Here is a 17,119-nt window from a genome sequence, read left to right as displayed (position 1 = left end):
CGTCCCGGCCTACCAGCGGGCGGCTCCCAGGTCTCTGGAGATCGCCCGGGCGGCCTCGCGGATCAGGCTGACCAGCGCGGGGCGGGGCCGGCCCTGGCCGTCGCAGATCCGCTCCACCGGCCCGGACAGCCCGATGGCGCCCACGACCAGGCCGCCGTGCCCCCGGATCGGCGCGGCGATCCCGGCCTCGCCCATGCTCATCTCCTGGATCTCGGCCGCCCAGCCGGCCTCCCGGACCGCGGCGAGCGCCCGGGCGAGCCGCTCGGGATCGACCAGGGTGTGCCGGGTGTACGCCTCCAGCCCCGGCCCCCCGTCCGGTTCGGCCGTCGCCGTGCCGAAGGCCAGCAGCACCTTGCCGAGCGAGGAGGCGTGCAGCGGCAGCAGCGTGCCCACGTCCAGGGTCTGGAAGCTGTCGTCCGGCCGGAACACATGGTGGACGACGAGGACCCTGCCCTCCAGCGGGGTGCCCAGACGCACCGCCTCCCCGCTGCGGGCGGCCAGGGCGTCGGCCCAGTTCAGGGAGCGTGAGCGCAGTTCGTTGACGTCCAGGTAGCTGGTGCCCAGGTGCAGCAGGGCGGCCCCCAGCTGGTATTTCCCGGTCGTCGTGTCCTGCTCCACGAAGTCCACGTGCTGGAGCGTGCGCAGGATGCCGTGGGCGGTGCCCTTCGCCAGCCCGAGCGAGGCCGCCACCTCGCCGAGCCCGAGTCGGCGGGGCCCGCCGGCGAGCAGCCGCAGAATCGCCGCCGCCCGCTCGATCGACTGGACCGGTCCGGCCATGAGGCGAGCCTATTACCGCCGGGGAGGCTTCGCCCCGCGGGGCGGTGGGACCCGGCCCCGTGCCGTCCCTCGTACGGCGTTTCCGGGTGGCAGGGCCGGATCCGGGCGGTGACCTTGGGAACCGCGGGGCGTATGCGCGGGCACACCGTGCGCGGCTCCGGCGCCCTTGCCGCTCCGCCCTTTCCCTTTCCCTTCCTCCCCCGCCGTGCACGGAAGAGGTGTGGCCTCATGGCCGACGACATCGCGTATGCCAAGATCCACCCCGCCATAGGCGTCGCCCGCGTGGGCAACAGCGAACAGCGGGACGGCTGGTTCCACGGCCCCGAGACCCCCTCGCCGGAGCCCGCCCCGGTGGGCTCCTGCAAGGACGACACCGGGGCCGTCAAACGGCAGGCGGCCCGGTTCCGCGTCTACGGCTACACCGCGGACGGGACGGTCGTACGGGAACTGACGGTGGCCGACCCGCGGGTGAGCATCGAGTGGGCGGTGCACGTGGCCAACAAGAAGGCCGCCTGGTACGAGTTCCGCCTCGCGCTGGACATCCCCGACATGGCCGGGAAGAGCGTGCCCCGGCGCAACAAGGGCGTCACCGACCGCGGCCGGCTGGTCATCGACCCGGGCCGCAAGGTGCTGGACGCCGCCACCGGCGGCACCGTCCCCTTCACCGGCGGCCGCTTCCTCGGCACGCTCGACGTGCCCCTCGGCTCCATGCACGCCGACGACGAGGGCCGCCTGGTCGTCCTCGGCGGCAAGGGCCACTCCGCCGCGCCGTTCGGTGAACCACTGCTTTCCTTCGGCAACAACGACGGCTGGTGCGACGACATCTCCGACGGCCCGGTCACCGCCACCCTCACCCTCGAGGGGCGCGCCGTCCCCGTCGAGCCCGCCTGGGTGGTCGTGGCCCCGCCCAACTACGCGCCCGACGTGAAGAGTCCGCGCACCCTGTACGACCTGCTCCACGATCTCTTCGTCCAGGAGGAGATGCTCACCGCCCCCGAACCGCTCCTGTTCGACCGCGACATCGAGCCGATCCTGCGCCGGTTCTGCGAACTCCAGTGGGTCAACCAGGGCTTCGCCACCCACTTCGGCTTCGGCGGCCCCGAGGACTTCACGGCGCCCGGCCTGCTGCGCCGCCTGGCCAGTCCCTCCGCGACCCACCGCGAACTGCGCCGCCAGGTGTTCACCTCCATGCGGGACCACACCCGCGACGGACTGTCCCCGATGACATGGCCGTGGTTCTACGGCGACGGCATGTCCAGCCGGCCCAAGTCCCCCCTCCAGTACATGGAACTGTCCAACACCCAGCTGACCATGCTCCAGCGGTGGGCGGAGGGCGACTTCCGCACCACGCCCTGGCCCGGCTTCCCCCGCCGCCTCGACGAGGCGCCGGTGGCCGACCAGCCCGGCCTGCTGGACCGCGCCGCGCTCGACTTCTGCCTCGCCGACGCCTTCCACCCCGGCTGCGAGGTCACCTGGCCGGTCCGGCACAGCTCGATGTACTCCGAACCGTTCCGCATCCGGCACCGCCCGGCGGGCCTGCCGGAGCGGCCCTACGGGGAGACGCTCACCCAGGAGGACGTCTTCGCCGCCGACGGCCCCCTGCAGTCCCAGGGCCCCGGCGACCTGACCCGCTGGATGGCCGTCCCCTGGCAGGCCGACACCGCCAGCTGCCGCTCCGGGTACGAGTCCGGCGCCGGCCTCGGACCGCGGTACGACCCCCATCTGCCCACCTTCTGGCCCGCCCGGGTGCCGAACCACGTCCTGACCGAGGACGACTACCGGATCGTCAACAAGGAGCCGGGACACACCGCCCAGGAGGCCGGCGACCGGGACGCGGACGTGGACGACCCGCGCGAGGCGGCGTTCGCCCGGCGCGCCTCCTGGCTGCGCGGACTGAAGGGCACCTACCAGGAGCAGTTGCGCCAAGCGGTCGGCGAATGGCACCACTTCGGCATCGTCGAGTCCCGCCCCTACACCGTCGGCGACGGCAGATTCCCCGCCCGCATCCAGGTCGAGTCCAAGCCCGGCTTCGACCTCACGGGCGTCTCCCCGCACCGCAACCTGGTCACCCGTCACGTACCGGAGGCCGTCGCCGCCGACCTCGGCGCCGCCCGGGAGTCCGTCGCCGCCGTCGCCGAGGTCACCGGTCTGGCACCGGAGGACATCACCGTCGGCTACATCGACAAGATCGACCCGTTCGGCGAGGACGCCGCCGACGGATCGCGGACCGGCGGCGAGTGACCGGCCGGCGAGGCGGCGGGTACGACGTGATCGTGGCGGGCGGGGGACCGGCGGGCGCGGCCGCCGCCCTCGCCCTCGCCCGGGCGGGCCGCTCGGTCCTCCTCGCCGACCCGGGCGGCGGACCTCCCCCGGTCGGCGAGGCACTGCCCGCCGTCGCCCGCACCCTGCTGCGCGACCTCGGCGCCGGCCACGCCGTCCCGGGCGCCGGCCACCTGCCCTGCCACACCACCCTGTCCGCCTGGGGCTCGCCCCGGCTGTCCGCCGTCGACGCCGTCCACGACCCGCACGGCCACGGCTGGCACCTGGACCGCGCGCTCTTCGACCGAAGGCTGCGCCGCTGCGCCGAGGCCCACGGCGCCGAGACCGCCCCCGGAGACCTCGTACGACCGGTCCGCCGGCACCGCGACGGCACCTGGACCGTCGCCCTCGGCGGGCGGTCGCGGCGGCGGACCGTGCGCTGCCGGTGGCTCGTGGACGCCACCGGACGCCGGGCCGCCCTCGCCACCGCCCACGGCGCCCGCCGCCGCACCCTCGACCGTCTGGTCGCCCTCCACCTCGTCCTCGAGGGCTCGCCCGGCCCCGACACCGCCACCCTCGTCGAGTCCGTCCCCGACGGCTGGTGGTACACCGCGCCCCTGCCGGGTGCCCGGCGCCTGCTCGTCCTTTACACGGACGCCGACCTGCGAGGAGCGCGGGCCGACGGCCCCGAGGCCTTCCGGGCCCGGCTGGCGGCCACCCGGCACACCGCCGCCCGTACGGCCGCCCACGCGTTCCCGGCCCGGGCCGTCCCCCGGCGGGCCCCCGCGCACACCACCCACCTCGACACCGTGCACGGTGACGGCTGGATCGCCGCCGGCGACGCCGCCGCGGCCTTCGACCCGCTGTCCTCGCAAGGCATCCTCACGGCCCTGTACACCGGCATGCGGGCCGGCGAAGCCGTCCACGCCCACCTGGCCGGAGACCCGGCGGCGATGACCCGCTACACCAGCGCCGTCGACGCCGTCCGCACCTCCTACCTGCGCAACCGCCACACCTTCTACCGCTACGAGCAGCGATGGCCCGACCAGCCGTTCTGGCACCGCCGCCACACCGGGCCCACCGTCTTGCGGTGAGCGGCCCGGCAAGGGCGGGACGAGGGGCGTTCGGTAATGCCGACCTCCCTTCATTGACCCGCCCGATTTGTCTCCCTACGGTGCTCTGAGGCCCGGAAGGCGCCGAGACAGACGCGTGAGACCGGCAGCACATCGGGAGAGAACATGGTGGCCCAGCTCAATACCCTGCTTCGGGCGGCACATGAACACGTGTGCCCGGTGCCGCCCGTCGCCGGTGCCGTTTCCGCCGTACGCCGGCGGACGGCGGCGCTCCTCGCCGAGTGGAACGTGTGTCCGGAGATCGTCGAGGACTCGCTGCTCGTGGTGTCGGAGCTGGTCACCAACGCCATCGTGCACGCCCGGCCGCCGGCCGAACTCCGGCTGTCCTGGCTGCGCGGCGATCACCCCGCCACGCTGCGCGTCGAGGTCACCGACGCCGGACCCGACCCCGCCGTGGGCGCGACCCGCGCCGGGATCGACCCGGACGAGCACGGCCGGGGCGAGGCGATCGTCCACGCCCTGGCGACCCGCCACGGCATACGGGTCCACCCCGGGCGGGTCACCCGCTGGGCCGAGCTCGTCGCGGCCTGAGGCACGGGCTCGGGCCGGGCTCCGGTCCCGGTCTGAGTCAAGGTTCCGGCCGGGCGTCGGTACCGGTCTGAGACAGGGCTTCGGCCGGGCTTCCGGTCCCGGCCGCCACGTCGGCCGGACGGCCTCCGACGGAGGGGCGGCACGCGGCGCCGTAGTACGGTCGGCCGCCCCCCACACGCACCGGCAGCTCCTCACTGAGCGCACCGAGCGTCCGCGCGCGGCTCCCCGCACACAGGGCGGCCCACGCCGCCGGCCGGCGGGCGGCACGCCCGCCCGTGCTCATCGGCCGCGAGGCCTGCGCGCCGCCCGCCGACCCGGCCCGGCGAGCCCTGGTCTGCACGTCCCGGCCCATCCGGCGCCGGGACCCCGAGCCGGCCTACGCTCCAGTAATATCCGGCGGCAGGCCACCACAGGAGGAACCGTGCCCCGGTCCGAACGCTCACCCCTGCTGCTCGCCGGCCTGCTGGCCGCCGCGGGAGCCGCCCACTTCGCCGTACCCCGGCAGTTCGACGCGATCGTCCCGCGGTCGCTGCCGGGTCCGCCCCGGGCCTGGACCTACGGCAGCGGGGCCGTGGAACTGGCCCTCGCGGCCGGGATCGCCGCGCCCCGCACCCGCGCGACGGCCGCGAAGGCGGCGGCCGCCTTCTTCGTCGGCGTGTTCCCGGCCAACGTGCGGATGGCCGTGGACTGGCGCAACCGGCCGGCCCCGCTGCGGACTGCGGCCCTGGCCCGGCTGCCCCTCCAGGTGCCCCTGGTGCTGTGGGCGCGCGGCGTGGCCCGCGACGGAAAGGGGCGGTCGTGACCAGGCCCCTCGCGGTCGGGGACACCGCGGAGGACTTCGCCCTGCCCGACGAGACGGGGACCATCCGCCGGCTCACCGGACTGCTGGCCGACGGGCCCGTCGTGCTCTTCTTCTACCCCGCCGCCCTCACCCCCGGCTGCACCGCCGAGGCGTGCCACTTCCGGGACCTGGCCGCCGAGTTCGCGGCCGTCGGCGCCCGGCCCGTCGGCATCAGCGGGGACGCCGTCGACAGGCAGCGGGAGTTCACCGACCGGCACCGGCTCGGCATGCCGCTGCTCTCCGACGCCGACGGCACGGTCCGCGAGCGGTTCGGCGTCCGGCGCGGCTTCTCCCTGGCCCCGACCAAGCGCGTCACCTTCGTGATCGCCGAGGACCGTACCGTCCTGGAGGTGGTCCGCAGCGAGCTGCGCATGAGCACCCACGCCGACCGGGCCCTCGCCGTCCTCCGCGCCCGGCAGGGCTGAGCGGGGGTCACTGGAACGGGCAGCCCGGGTTCGGGGCGTCCTCGAAGAGCGGGGAGCCGTGCGGCAGCACGTACAGCAGCTCCAGGACCACCGGCGTGTCGCCCAGATTGCGGCCGATGTGGACGTAGCCGGGGCCGGCCTGTTCCCGGAACGTCCCGCCGGGGCCGTACACGCCGTCCGACCGGCACGTGGCATCGAAGTGGCTGAGGGTGCCCCGCCGCACCACGCCGTACACCGGGCCGTCGTGGTAGTGCCAGCCGGTGGCCTGACCGGGCGGGATCGTGGCCTCCCGCAGGATGTAGTCGGTGCCGTCGATCGTGGTCTGGGCGATGAGCCGGGACGTGAGGCCGGGCCCCGGCGGGGTGGCCCCGGCGGAGCCGCAGGTCATGAGGGCGGCGACGGTGACGACGCCGGTCACGGCGGTACGGAGTGCGGTGCGCATGCGAGCCTCCGGGGCGCGGGCGGGTACCGCCGCAAACGTATCGCAAAGCGGCATTTGGGGCGGAATCCTCGCATCCGAATGGTCGCGGGGTACCCTGCCGCGCTACGGGGCTCCGTCCCCGCCGGTGCCGGCGGCCACCTGGGCCAGCGTGCGGCCGGTGCGCACCGAGCGGGCCCGCCGGGGATCGGGCGTGCCGTGCCCCGGCCGGGCCGGCCCCTTGCGCACCAGCAGCCATGCCTCCTCCCCGTCCGCGCCGCCCTCGCGGAACCGGGTGAGGGCGTACTCGCCGTGCAGCTTGGCGCCGTGCAGCCGGAAGGTGGCGTGCCCGCGTTCCAGGGACTCCGCGAAGTCCACCGGGCGCCCCCGGCGGTCGTGGCTGAGCGGCTCGTACGTCCCGTGGTCCCACACGATCACCGTGCCGCCGCCGTACTCGCCCTTCGGGATGACCCCCTCGAAGTCCTCGTACTCCAGCGGATGGTCCTCGGTGGGCACCGCCAGCCGCTTGTCGGCCGGGTCGGCGGACGGGCCCTTGGGGACGGACCAGGACTTCAGCACGTCGCCGACCTGGAGCCGGAAGTCGAAGTGCATCCGGCGCGCGTCGTGGATCTGCACCACGAAACGGGGCCCGCCGCCCCCGTCCGCCGTCGCCCGCCCCGACGGCTCGCCGGTCCGCCCGAAGTCGCGCTTGCCGCGGTACGTCCGCAGCCGGTCCTCAGCCGTCACCCGTGGCTCCTTCCGCGCGTCCGGCCCAGGCGCCCCGGGTACCCACGGCGCCCGCCGCCGATGCCCGGGTCACCCGGCGGGCCGCCACCCGAGGGCCGGTCCGAGCTTCGTCGCCATGTCCGTCAGGATCTGTACGTAGTCCTCGTACTCGAAGGTGAACGGCAGGGCGAACGCCACCTCGTCGGCCTCGCGGAAGGCGGCGTGCGCGTACAGCCGCTCGGCCAGCTCCGCCGAGGTGCCGACCAGGTCCGGCGCGAACAGGTGCCGTGCCGGGCCCTGCGGGGAGGCCGTGCGGGGCAGCCGCCGGGCCGCGTACTCCGCGTACTTGGCGCGCTGCGCGGGGCTCGCGGAGTCGGTCGGGATCACCACCAGCCCGTGGGAGACCCGGGCCGCCTCGCCGTCGGGGTGGTGGGCCCGGAACTCCCGGATGAGGGACGCCTGGATCGCGGCGAAGTCGGGCGGCCCGTCCGTGCCCCCGGGGGCCTCGGTGTCCTCCACCTTCACCACGCTGCTGGTCAGGAAGTTCATGCCGTGCTCGCCCGCCCAGCGCGCCGAGCGCAGGCTGCCGCCGCCGTACCACATCCGCCGCCCCAGCCCGGGGGAGTGGGGCTGGACGATGTCGGAGAAGACTTCGAACCCCTCCGTCCCGCTGAAGTCGGTGACGGGCTTGCCGCGCACCAGGTCCAGCAGCCGCCGCACCCGCTCGTAACCGAAGTCCTCCGCGTCGGCGGTGTCCGGGTAGAGGGCGTCCTTGACCTGGTCGTAGTGCGTCGGCGGGCCCACGCTGACGCCCGGGTTGAGCCGGCCGCCGGACAGCACGTCGACCGTCGCCAGGTCCTCGGCGAGCCGCAGCGGGTTCTCCCAGCCGAGCGGTGTCACCGCGGTGCCCAGCTGGATCCGCCGGGTGCGCTGCGAGGCGGCGGCCAGGACCGCGACCGGGGACGAGATGCCGTACTGCAGATGCCGGTGGCGGACCCAGGCGCTGTCGAAGCCCAGCTGCTCGCCCAGCTCGATGATGCGCAGCGTGGACTCGTGGCCCCGCCCGGGGTCCGCCGCGTCGAACAGGCCGATGGTCAGGAAGCCCAGCTTGCGCAGCGGGCGAGAGGTGGGCGGCACGGCTCCTCCTGCGGTCGTGTGTCGGCTCCGCCCCGATTCTGGCAGGCGAGTGTGACAACCGTGTGATCAATCCGCCCGGGCCGCCGGCAGCGGGATCACGACCTCGTCCTCGACGGGCGGATCGAGTTCCTGCGCGAGGTTGCCCGTCGCGGCGAAGCAGCGCAGCCGCACGGCGTCCGCCGTGACGTCCAGCCGCAGGAAGCACTTGAAGAACGGCGGGCTGTGGGTGACGGAGGACGGCGAGAACAACTGGGTGTAGATCTTGCGCACGGGCAGCCGGAACCGGGCGGGACGGTCCGGGCGGCGGCCGGTGCCGAGCAGGCCCGCGACCAGCCGGGTGCGGCGGGTGACCCGGACGCCGGGGCCCGGGGCGCGGGCCGGTTCGATGCCGAGCCGTTCGGCGACGACGGCCGCCGCCTCCGCCTCGGTCAGCCGGAAGAAGCGGCGCAGCCGCAGCCGGCGGCCGTACAGGCGGCTGTAGAAGGCGAGCGAGTCGCCGCGCAGCGGGTAGCAGCGGAAGTCGCGTTCGGTGACGCCGCCTACCGACACCCGCGGGATGGTGTGCGTGGCGTGCGTGAACGCCCCGCCGCCGCCCGCCACGACGTACTGGATGGTGCGGCCGCCCACCGTCACCGGATAGCGCTGGTAGTTGTGGATGTCGCCGCCGATCGCGGCCACATAGTGGTGCTCCGGGGCCCGGACGATGTCGTCGACCGTGCCGCCGCCCTCGATGGGGCACGGGTGGTGCTCGCCGTCGACGTACAGCGGCGAGCCGGTGACGAGGATCTTCGGCCTGGGGCCCCGGGACACCTCCCGCAGCCAGGCGCCCTGTTCGGCGTCGACGGTGCCCAGCAGGCCGGTGTCGATGCCGACGATCCGTATCGGCCCCGCGTCGATCGCCCAGTACGGGCCCGGCTGTTCGGCCCGCTGACCCGGCGCCGACCGCAACGCCCGTGCGGCGGCGAGCCGTTGCTCGTCGGCGGGGCGCGCCCGGTGCCACAGCAGGGAGCGCAGCCAGGCGCGGGTCAGCGGGCGGGGCCGGGGCTCGGGGGCCGGCGGCGGGGTGTCGGCACAGAAGACCCGCATGAAGGCGCCGAGATCCTCGTACCAGTCGTGGTTGCCCGGTATCGCGTAGATCGGCCCCGGGTAGTCCTGGTAGGGCCGGAAGAACTTGTCGCCGTAGTCGTCGGCGCCGCCGACGGGGTAGATGACATCGCTGGCGATCACGGCGAAGTCGGTGCCCTGACTCGCCCTCAGGAAACCCGGCACGACGGCATATTGGGACTCGCCTCCCTCGCCGGTGTCCCCGATGACCATGAAGGAGAACGACTCCGGTACGTCCCGCCGGATCACCTTGTCGGCCGGTGCCCCGGCTTCCGCCCGCCGGGCCACCCAGCGGCTGCGGGTACGGCCGGTCGGGTCGCCGAACCAGGACGCGAGCACGCCGTTGCGGGCGGCCCACAGGATCCTGGGGTTCAGCCACGACAACTGCTCGACGTGGTCCGGCATCAGCCGCCGGTAGGTGCCGGGCCGGGCCGCGCCCCAGCCGGCGCCCTGTGCGGTATCGCGTGAGGAGTCAGACACGCGGTGCACGGTAACAACGCGCCGATCGGCGCCGGGATGCCGGGTCCCGCCCAACACCCGCGGGGCCGCGCCCGGTTCGGCCGTGCCACCGGCCGGCCTTGATCTCAAGCGTGGTCGAGGTTCTACGGTGCCCAGGTCAGCGATCGTCCGCAGGAGGTACCGCCGTGACCGCTCAGCCCCGCACCGACGCCCAACTCGCCGCCGAGCCGGCCGCGTACTGGACCGGGGTCGCCTACGAGGCCCTCATCGCCTTCACCCGTGCCCGGCAGGCCGAACTGGGCTTCACCCAGCCCGCGTACTGGCTGCTGCGCAACCTGTCGGAGCACGACCTCTCGCCCGACGGCCACGGGATGACCCTCGCCGAACTCCGGCAGGCCATGAGCACCTACCTCAGGCCCGAGGACGACCTGGCGGCCGAGGCCGAGACCCTGCTGGAGCGCGGCTGGCTCACCCGCGACGGCGACGGGCGGCTGTGGATCACCCCGGCCGGGGACGAGGCCCGCGCCACCCTCAAACGCCACGCCCCCACGATCCGCGACCGCATCCACCAGGGCATCTCCGACGCCGACTACGTCACCACCGTGAAGGTCCTCCAGCGGATGATCCGCAACACCGGCGGCGTGGCGCGCTAGGCGGGCGGCGAGTGGGGCCCTGCCCGAAGAGCTCGGAGGAGTGCGTCGCCACCGGTGCGGCGGTCACGGCTTGCGGGCGAGGCCGCCGTGCTCGGCGACGGTCTCCGGGGCGGGCGCACCGGGCTCGGGACGCCACCGGGCGACCGGCACGACGCCGGGCTCGACCAGCTCCAGGCCGTCGAAGAACGAGGTGATCGCCTCCACGGTACGCAGGTTGTACGGGACCGCGCCGCTGTTGTCGTAGGCGTCCTGGGCCTGTTCGAAGACCGGGGCGATGCCGAGCGACCCGATCGTCGACACAGAGGTGACTGCCCGACGGCAGCGCGCCCATCAGCCGGTCCACGATGGAGCGGGCCTGGTCGTCGTCGGCGACGTGGCCGAGGATGTTGCTGAGGATGAGCCCGGTGGGCCGGGTGAGGTCCAGCGTCCCGGCGGCGATCGCGAGTATGCGGTCCGGGTCCGTCACATCGGCGTCGATGCAGGCGGTCGCGCCCTCGGGGGAGGAGTACAGCAGCGCCCGGGCGTGAGCGAGCACCATCGGATCGTTGTCGACGTAGACGATCCGCGCCTCGGGGGCGAGCCGCTGGGCGACCTCGTGGGTGTTCTCGGCGGTCGGCAGGCCGGTGCCGATGTCCCGGAACTGCCGGATGCCCGCCTCGGTGACGAGATGGGTGATGGCGCGGCGCAGGAAGGCACGGCTGCCGCGGGCGATGGTGACGATGCCGGGGAAGACGGCGGTGTACGCGTCGCCGGCCGCCTCGTCGACCGGGTAGTCGTCCTTCCCGCCGAGCCAGTGGTTCCAGCTGCGGGCCGAATGCGGCACCAAGGTGTCGATCGCCGGGTGCGACGCGGACGGGGCATCAGCGGTGTCCTTCTCTCCTCCGGGGCCCGATTCCGGCCACGGCATTCCCCCAGGGGCCTGGACCGGCCCGTGCCCGACCTACGCCCCGGCACCGGCCGCTCACCTCCCGGTTCGCCGTCATCGGCCGATAGGGAAAACCCTCGATTGACCCGGCCAGAGGTGACATGGCTCGGTCAATGCTGTCATTCTCCCTGCGCACGCCGATCCACCCCACCGGTTCACGGATCACGGCACCGCACGGCTCAGCTCACCCGGACAGCAGAACCCGCTGCCCGTCGATCACCTCACCGGCCGCCGACCGGCGGCCGCAGCAGGAGGAGTACGAGTGAGACCCCACAGACCCCTTCCCCACAAGCGCGCCACGGCGGCGGCCGCCCTGCTGTCCACCGCGGCGTTCCTCGCCGTCGGCCTCCAGGCCCTCCCGGCGACCGCGGCCCCGGCCACCCCCCACCCCAGCCCGCTGCGCACCGGCGGACTGGAGGCCGCGCTCAGCCCGGCCCAGCACCAGGCCCTGGTCGAGAGCGCCCGGGCGAAGACCGCCGACACCGCCCGCACCCTCGGCCTCGGCACGCGGGAGAAGCTGGTCGTCAAGGACGTCGTCAAGGACAACGACGGCACCCTGCACACCCGTTACGAGCGCACCTACGACGGCCTGCCCGTCCTCGGCGGCGACCTCGTCGTGCACACCCCGCCCGCCTCGCTGGCCAAGGGGACCGTGAGCACCACCTTCAACACCAAGCGCACGATCAAGGTGCCCTCCACCACCGCCACCGTCACCAAGGCCACCGCCGAGACCAAGGCGCTGAAGGCCGCGAAGGCGCTGGCCGCGGACAAGCCCACCACGGACAGCGCCCGCAAGGTGATCTGGGCCGGCGCCGGCACCCCGACGCTCGCCTGGGAGACGGTGATCGGCGGCCTCCAGGACGACGGCACCCCGAGTCGGCTGCACGTCATCACCGACGCCACCACCGGCAAGGAGCTGTACCGCTTCCAGGCGGTCAAGACCGGCACCGGCAACACCCAGTACAGCGGCACCGTCACCCTGAACACCACGCTGTCGGGCTCGACGTACCAGCTGTACGACACCACGCGCGGCGGTCACAAGACCTACAGCCTCAACCGGGGCACCTCCGGCACCGGCACCCTGATGACCGACGCCGACGACGTCTGGGGCGACGGCACCGGCTCCAACACCCAGACCGCGGGCGCCGACGCCGCCTACGGCGCCCAGGAGACCTGGGACTTCTACAAGAACACCTTCGGCCGCAGCGGCATCCGCAACGACGGCGTCGCCGCCTACAGCCGCGTCCACTACAGCAGCGGTTACGTCAACGCCTTCTGGGACGACAGCTGCTTCTGCATGACCTACGGCGACGGCTCCGGCAACACCCACGCCCTGACCTCGCTGGACGTGGCCGGACACGAGATGAGCCACGGCGTCACCTCCAACACCGCGGGCCTGGAGTACAGCGGTGAATCGGGCGGCCTGAACGAGGCCACCTCCGATATCTTCGGCACCGGCGTGGAGTTCTACGCCAACAACTCCAAGGACGTCGGCGACTACCTCATCGGCGAGAAGATCGACATCAACGGCGACGGCTCGCCGCTGCGTTACATGGACAAGCCGAGCAAGGACGGCGGTTCCAAGGACAGTTGGTACTCCGGGCTCGGCGGCCTGGACGTCCACTACTCCTCCGGCCCGGCGAACCACATGTTCTACCTGCTGTCCGAGGGCAGCGGCACCAAGGTCATCAACGGCGTGACCTACAACAGCCCGACGTCCGACGGCGTCGCCGTCACCGGCATCGGCCGCGACGCCGCGCTGAAGATCTGGTACAAGGCGCTGACGACGTACATGACGTCCAGCACCAACTACGCCGGGGCCCGCACCGCCGCGCTCAACGCCGCCGCCGCGCTGTACGGCACCAACTCCGCCCAGTACGCCGCGGTGGGCAACGCCTTCGCCGGCATCGGCGTCGGCGGCCACATCAACCCGCCCACCAGCGGGGTGACGGTGACCAACCCCGGCAGCCAGTCCGCCACCGTCGGCACCGCCGTGAACCTCCAGATCCAGGCGAGCAGCACCAACGCGGGCGCGCTGACCTACAGCGCCTCCGGCCTGCCCTCCGGCCTGTCGGTCAACGCCTCCACCGGCCTGATCTCCGGCACGCCCACCACGGCGGGCAGCTACAACACCACCGTCACGGTGACCGACTCCACCGGCGCGACCGGCACCGCCACCTTCGCCTGGACGGTCAGCGCGACCGGCGGGGGCTGCTCCGCCAAGCAGTTGCTGGCCAACCCCGGCTTCGAGTCCGGCAGCACCGGCTGGACCTCGACCAGCGGCGTCATCACCACCGACAGCGGCCAGCCGGCCCACGGCGGCTCCTACAAGGCGTGGCTGAACGGCTACGGCTCCACGCACACCGACACGCTGTCGCAGTCGGTGGCCGTCCCGGCGGGCTGCAAGGCGACCCTGACCTTCTACCTGCACATCGACACCGACGAGACCACCACCAGCACCCAGTACGACAAGCTGACGGTGACCGCCGGTTCGAAGACCCTCGCCACCTACTCGAACCTCGATGCGGCCTCCGGCTACAGCCAGAAGACCTTCGACCTGTCCTCGCTGGCGGGCTCCACGGTCACGCTGAAGTTCAACGGCGTGGAGGACTCCGGCCTCCAGACCAGCTTCGTCGTGGACGACACCGCCCTGACGACCGGCTGATCATGTGACACCGCTCGCGGTCCCGCACCCGGCGCACCGGGTGCGGGACCGCGCCGTGTCAGGTGAGCGGGTCCAGCGTGAGGTACGCCTGCTGCGGGCTGCCGTCGTGCACCAGCGACTCCTGGTGGCCGACGTCGTCGAAGGCGAACGCGTAGGCCTTGCCGTCGGCCATCTGCGCGTGGATCGCGCGCGCGTACTGGTTGGTCACCGCGTCCCGGTAGAAGTCGGCCGTCGTGGCATCCGGCTGACTGGGGTTGACCAGCAGCGTGGACCGGTTGAAACCGGCGCACAGCGTACGGGAGATGGGCCCGCGCACGTTGTCGTTGGGCGCGTCCAGCAGCTTGTGGCAGCCGAAGACGCTGGACGCGTCGGGCTTCTGGAAGCTGGTGACGACCGTGCCGGCCGAGTTGGTGAAGTTCATGAAGTTGCCCGAGACCCGGCCGTAGTACTTGGTGTTCGGCTGGTCCGCGAACGGTGTGACGGTCAGCGTCGACGTCGTGTACTTCTGCCAGACCCGGTTCACGTAGTCGTCCATCACGTTCGCCGGCAGCGCCCCGGTCTCCACCCCGTACAGCGGGGACAGCGCGCGCAGCACCGTGCCGTCGGAGCGGGTCTGGACGAGGTTCCCCCAGCCGCCCGGCTGGGCGCGCAGCGCGGCGAAGAAGCCGCTGTAGCCACCGGACTTGAGGTGCCCGGTGGTGGACACCCCGCCGTCGGCGCGCTGCACCCCGACGGCGTACGGCGCCGAGAACATGTCCACCTGGGTGCTGTTGAGCCACAGCCCGGCGTCGTTGAGCGTGTACTCCGACCAGTTGAAGAGGATGTCGCGGTTGGGGTCGGACGGGTTCTGCACGGCCGGCTGGACCAGTCCGCCGGTGGTCAGCCGGAAGTCCAGCTTGCGGCCGTAGGAGAAGTAGATCCGGCCGGAGAACTTCGGGATGCGGATCGTCTTGGACTGGCCGGCGGCCGGTCCGGGTATCGCCGCGTCCGGCGCGGGAGTCGGCGGGTTGCCGCCGGCCGGCCAGGCGTGGAAGACGCCGTCCGCGTCGGCCCAGCCCTGCCGTCCCGAGGACAGCTGGGTGCCGAGGTCGTAGACGTAGACCGGTTCGGAACGGCCCGAGTTGTTGGTGATCTTCAGGGGGATGGTGTCGGGGACGGCCGCGTCGGCGCGGCCGGGGGAGCCGAGCGCGAGCAGTCCGCCGAGCAGCGCCGTCGCGGCGGCCAGGGGCAGCGCGCCCCGGGTGAGTGTGTGCGGCACTCTCCACCTCCGTGTGGGGTCGGGGTCGTACGGATATGGTCCGTACCAGTTCTGAGAGCGCTCTCAGATTCCAGCCACGACGAGTCCATGTCAATGTCCGGGACCGGATCGGCCCGGGCGCCCACCCTTCGGCGGACGCCGGGCCACCCCGTCAGAACGTGCGCTTGAGCAGGTCCAGCAGGGCCGCCCAGTGCCGCTCGTCGGCCTCCCGGTGGTAGGCGGGGGTGTCCGCCTGGGTGTAGCCGTGATGGGCGCCGGTGTAGACCTCGCAGGTGTGGCGCACACCGGCGGCGGTCAGCGCCTCCTCGAAGCGCGCGATCTGCGCCGGGGGCAGCGACCCGTCCTCGTCGGCGTGCCCGAAGTACAGCTCGGCGGTGATCCGCGGGGCCTCCAGGTGCGGGCTGTCCGGGTCGTCCGTGGCCAGGCCCCCGCCGTGGAAACCGGCCGCCGCCGCGACCCGGTCCGGGTGGGCGCCCGCCGTCCACAGCGCGAGCCGGGACCCCATGCAGTAGCCGGTCAGCGCGACCGGGCCGTCCGCCACCAGCGGGCTGTCGGCCAGCCAGCGCAGATAGGCGCCCGCGTCCCGCTTGACCAGGTCCGGCGTCAGGCCGGCCAGCATCGGGCCGAGCCGCTCCCAGATGGTCGGGTCGGAGCCCGGGTCGATGAACTCGGGCAGGTCCACGACCGGTGCCCGGCCGAGCCGGTAGAACACGTTCGGCAGCAGCACGGTGTAGCCGGCCGCGGCCAGCCGGTCGGCCATCGACTTCAGATGCGGTCGCAGGCCGTAGGCGTCCTGGTAGAACAGCACGCCCGGATGGGGGCGGCCGTCGGCGGGGCGGACGAGGTAGGCGTCGGCGACGCCGTCCTCGGTCGGGATGTCGACATCGTCTCGCTGGACATCGGTCATGGTGGACAGGCCCTCCCTCGGGACAACGGGCGGCGGGCGGCGATCGGCTCCCGGCGCCATGGCTACGACCATGCTGTCACGCAAGATCGGCGACGCGCCGACCGGCGCCGGGTGTGGTGAACGGCGTGCGGGGTCCGTGCCCGGCGCTCACTCGAAGCGGCTGGTGTCACCCGCGCCCCGACGGACGATCTCCGCCTCGCCGCCGGAGAAGTCGACCACCGTCGTCGGCTCGGTGCCGCACTCGCCCGAGTCGACCACCGCGTCCACCGCGTGGTCCAGCCGGTCCTTGATCTCCCAGCCCTGGGTCAGCGGCTCCGCCTCGTCCGGCAGCAGCAGCGTGCTGGACAGCAGCGGCTCGCCCAGCTCCGCCAGCAGCGCCTGGGTGACCACGTGGTCCGGGATGCGCACGCCCACGGTCTTCTTCCGCGGGTGCAGCAGCTTGCGCGGCACCTCGCGGGTGGCCGGGAGGATGAAGGTGTAGCTGCCGGGGGTGGACGCCTTCACCGCCCGGAAGACGTCGTTGTCCACCCGGACGAACTGGCCGAGCTGCGCGAAGTCCCGGCACATCAGCGTGAAGTGGTGCCGGTCGTCCAGCCGGCGGATGGCACGGATCCGGTCCATGCCGTCCCGGCTGCCCAGCCGGCAGCCCAGCGCGTAACAGGAGTCGGTCGGATACGCGATGAGCGCTTCCGAGCGGACCGCGTCGGCGATCTGGGCGATGCTGCGCGGCTGCGGGTTGTCGGGGTGCACGTCGAAGTACTTCGCCACCCGTCGAGCTTATGCCGTCCCGGACACCGCACGCGCCTCAGGGGCGGCCATCCGCCCCCCGCGTCCCTCGCCACCAGGCTGGGGCGGCCGGTGCGGAAGCCTGCGGAGATACCTATGAACACATACCTGTTTG

16 protein-coding genes and 1 pseudogene are annotated in these 17,119 nt (G+C 73.3%); 8 read left to right on the top strand and 9 right to left on the bottom strand.

Annotated elements, in window-relative coordinates; all coding sequences use genetic code 11:
- Positions 1-9: 9 nt before the first annotated feature.
- Complete coding sequence (locus tag IE251_RS36540; RefSeq protein ID WP_189757238.1) at positions 10-777, bottom strand: IclR family transcriptional regulator; 768 nt, start codon at positions 775-777, stop codon at positions 10-12.
- Positions 778-1,005: 228 nt separating this feature from the next.
- On the opposite strand from IE251_RS36540, the gene IE251_RS36535 reads away from it, so the two are divergent.
- The 5 genes from IE251_RS36535 to IE251_RS36515 all read left to right on the top strand — a co-directional run bounded on the left by IE251_RS36535 (position 1,006) and on the right by IE251_RS36515 (position 5,966).
- The gene (locus tag IE251_RS36535; protein ID WP_189757237.1) at positions 1,006-3,018 is read left to right on the top strand and encodes a LodA/GoxA family CTQ-dependent oxidase; all 2,013 of its coding nucleotides are present in this window, start codon (positions 1,006-1,008) and stop codon (positions 3,016-3,018) included.
- Positions 3,015-4,130: a tryptophan 7-halogenase gene (locus IE251_RS36530; RefSeq protein WP_189757236.1), complete on the top strand. Its 1,116-nt coding sequence runs from the start codon at positions 3,015-3,017 to the stop codon at positions 4,128-4,130. The genes IE251_RS36535 and IE251_RS36530 overlap by 4 nt, the downstream gene beginning before the upstream one ends.
- Positions 4,131-4,274: 144 nt before the next feature.
- Positions 4,275-4,700 (top strand): ATP-binding protein, encoded by a 426-nt coding sequence (locus IE251_RS36525; RefSeq protein WP_189757235.1) that lies wholly within the window; start codon positions 4,275-4,277, stop codon positions 4,698-4,700.
- A gap of 421 nt (positions 4,701-5,121) precedes the next feature.
- Positions 5,122-5,502, top strand: a complete 381-nt coding sequence (locus IE251_RS36520; protein WP_189757234.1) for a DoxX family protein — start codon at positions 5,122-5,124, stop codon at positions 5,500-5,502.
- On the top strand, positions 5,499-5,966 hold the full coding sequence (locus tag IE251_RS36515; protein WP_189757233.1) for a peroxiredoxin: 468 nt from the start codon (positions 5,499-5,501) through the stop codon (positions 5,964-5,966). Before IE251_RS36520 ends, IE251_RS36515 begins: the two co-directional genes overlap by 4 nt.
- A gap of 7 nt (positions 5,967-5,973) precedes the next feature.
- On the opposite strand, the gene IE251_RS36510 is transcribed toward IE251_RS36515, so the two are convergent.
- The 4 genes from IE251_RS36510 to IE251_RS36495 all read right to left on the bottom strand — a co-directional run bounded on the left by IE251_RS36510 (position 5,974) and on the right by IE251_RS36495 (position 9,831).
- The gene (locus tag IE251_RS36510) at positions 5,974-6,408 is read right to left on the bottom strand and encodes a cupin domain-containing protein (protein WP_189757232.1); all 435 of its coding nucleotides are present in this window, start codon (positions 6,406-6,408) and stop codon (positions 5,974-5,976) included.
- A gap of 102 nt (positions 6,409-6,510) precedes the next feature.
- Positions 6,511-7,131 (bottom strand): DNA polymerase ligase N-terminal domain-containing protein, encoded by a 621-nt coding sequence (locus IE251_RS36505; protein WP_189757231.1) that lies wholly within the window; start codon positions 7,129-7,131, stop codon positions 6,511-6,513.
- Between the two features lie 69 nt (positions 7,132-7,200).
- Positions 7,201-8,247, bottom strand: coding sequence for an LLM class flavin-dependent oxidoreductase (locus IE251_RS36500; protein ID WP_189757230.1), 1,047 nt, complete (start codon positions 8,245-8,247; stop codon positions 7,201-7,203).
- Between the two features lie 66 nt (positions 8,248-8,313).
- Positions 8,314-9,831: a metallophosphoesterase family protein gene (locus IE251_RS36495; RefSeq protein WP_189757229.1), complete on the bottom strand. Its 1,518-nt coding sequence runs from the start codon at positions 9,829-9,831 to the stop codon at positions 8,314-8,316.
- 164 nt (positions 9,832-9,995) lie between these two features.
- Between IE251_RS36495 and IE251_RS36490 the strand changes: the two genes are divergently transcribed.
- On the top strand, positions 9,996-10,463 hold the full coding sequence (locus tag IE251_RS36490) for a winged helix DNA-binding protein (protein ID WP_189757228.1): 468 nt from the start codon (positions 9,996-9,998) through the stop codon (positions 10,461-10,463).
- Between the two features lie 63 nt (positions 10,464-10,526).
- On the opposite strand, the pseudogene IE251_RS36485 reads toward IE251_RS36490, so the two are convergent.
- Positions 10,527-11,370, bottom strand: a pseudogene (locus tag IE251_RS36485) (SAM-dependent methyltransferase).
- A 131-nt stretch (positions 11,371-11,501) separates the two neighbouring features.
- Here IE251_RS36485 and IE251_RS36480 point away from each other — a divergent pair.
- Positions 11,502-11,654, top strand: coding sequence for a hypothetical protein (locus IE251_RS36480; protein ID WP_189757227.1), 153 nt, complete (start codon positions 11,502-11,504; stop codon positions 11,652-11,654).
- Positions 11,651-14,053, top strand: a complete 2,403-nt coding sequence (locus tag IE251_RS36475; RefSeq protein WP_189757226.1) for a M4 family metallopeptidase — start codon at positions 11,651-11,653, stop codon at positions 14,051-14,053. Before IE251_RS36480 ends, IE251_RS36475 begins: the two co-directional genes overlap by 4 nt.
- 58 nt (positions 14,054-14,111) lie before the next feature.
- On the opposite strand, the gene IE251_RS36470 is transcribed toward IE251_RS36475, so the two are convergent.
- From IE251_RS36470 to IE251_RS36460, 3 genes are all read right to left on the bottom strand, one after another.
- On the bottom strand, positions 14,112-15,311 hold the full coding sequence (locus tag IE251_RS36470; protein WP_189757225.1) for a glycoside hydrolase family 64 protein: 1,200 nt from the start codon (positions 15,309-15,311) through the stop codon (positions 14,112-14,114).
- A 151-nt stretch (positions 15,312-15,462) separates the two neighbouring features.
- A complete protein-coding gene (locus IE251_RS36465; RefSeq protein ID WP_189757224.1) occupies positions 15,463-16,218 on the bottom strand; it encodes a dienelactone hydrolase family protein in 756 nt (251 codons plus the stop codon).
- Positions 16,219-16,365: 147 nt separating this feature from the next.
- The gene (locus IE251_RS36460; protein ID WP_189757223.1) at positions 16,366-16,986 is read right to left on the bottom strand and encodes an L-threonylcarbamoyladenylate synthase; all 621 of its coding nucleotides are present in this window, start codon (positions 16,984-16,986) and stop codon (positions 16,366-16,368) included.
- Positions 16,987-17,119: the final 133 nt, after the last annotated feature.

The organism is Streptomyces eurythermus (assembly GCF_014649115.1).
In the GTDB taxonomy this organism is placed as follows: Bacteria; Actinomycetota; Actinomycetes; order Streptomycetales; family Streptomycetaceae; genus Streptomyces; species Streptomyces eurythermus.
The sequence above is the reverse complement of the archived record's forward strand: the minus strand, read 5'-3'. Positions and strand labels throughout refer to the sequence as shown.

Excerpts from the sequence above, each read along its gene's own strand:
- IE251_RS36510 (WP_189757232.1), bottom strand. The coding sequence starts at position 6,408 with ATGCGCACCGCACTCCGTACCGCCGTGACCGGCGTCGTCACCGTCGCC.
- IE251_RS36465 (WP_189757224.1), bottom strand. The coding sequence starts at position 16,218 with ATGACCGATGTCCAGCGAGACGATGTCGACATCCCGACCGAGGACGGC.
- IE251_RS36525 (WP_189757235.1), top strand. The coding sequence starts at position 4,275 with ATGGTGGCCCAGCTCAATACCCTGCTTCGGGCGGCACATGAACACGTG.
- IE251_RS36535 (WP_189757237.1), top strand. The coding sequence starts at position 1,006 with ATGGCCGACGACATCGCGTATGCCAAGATCCACCCCGCCATAGGCGTC.
- IE251_RS36480 (WP_189757227.1), top strand. The coding sequence starts at position 11,502 with ATGCTGTCATTCTCCCTGCGCACGCCGATCCACCCCACCGGTTCACGG.
- IE251_RS36540 (WP_189757238.1), bottom strand. The coding sequence starts at position 777 with ATGGCCGGACCGGTCCAGTCGATCGAGCGGGCGGCGGCGATTCTGCGG.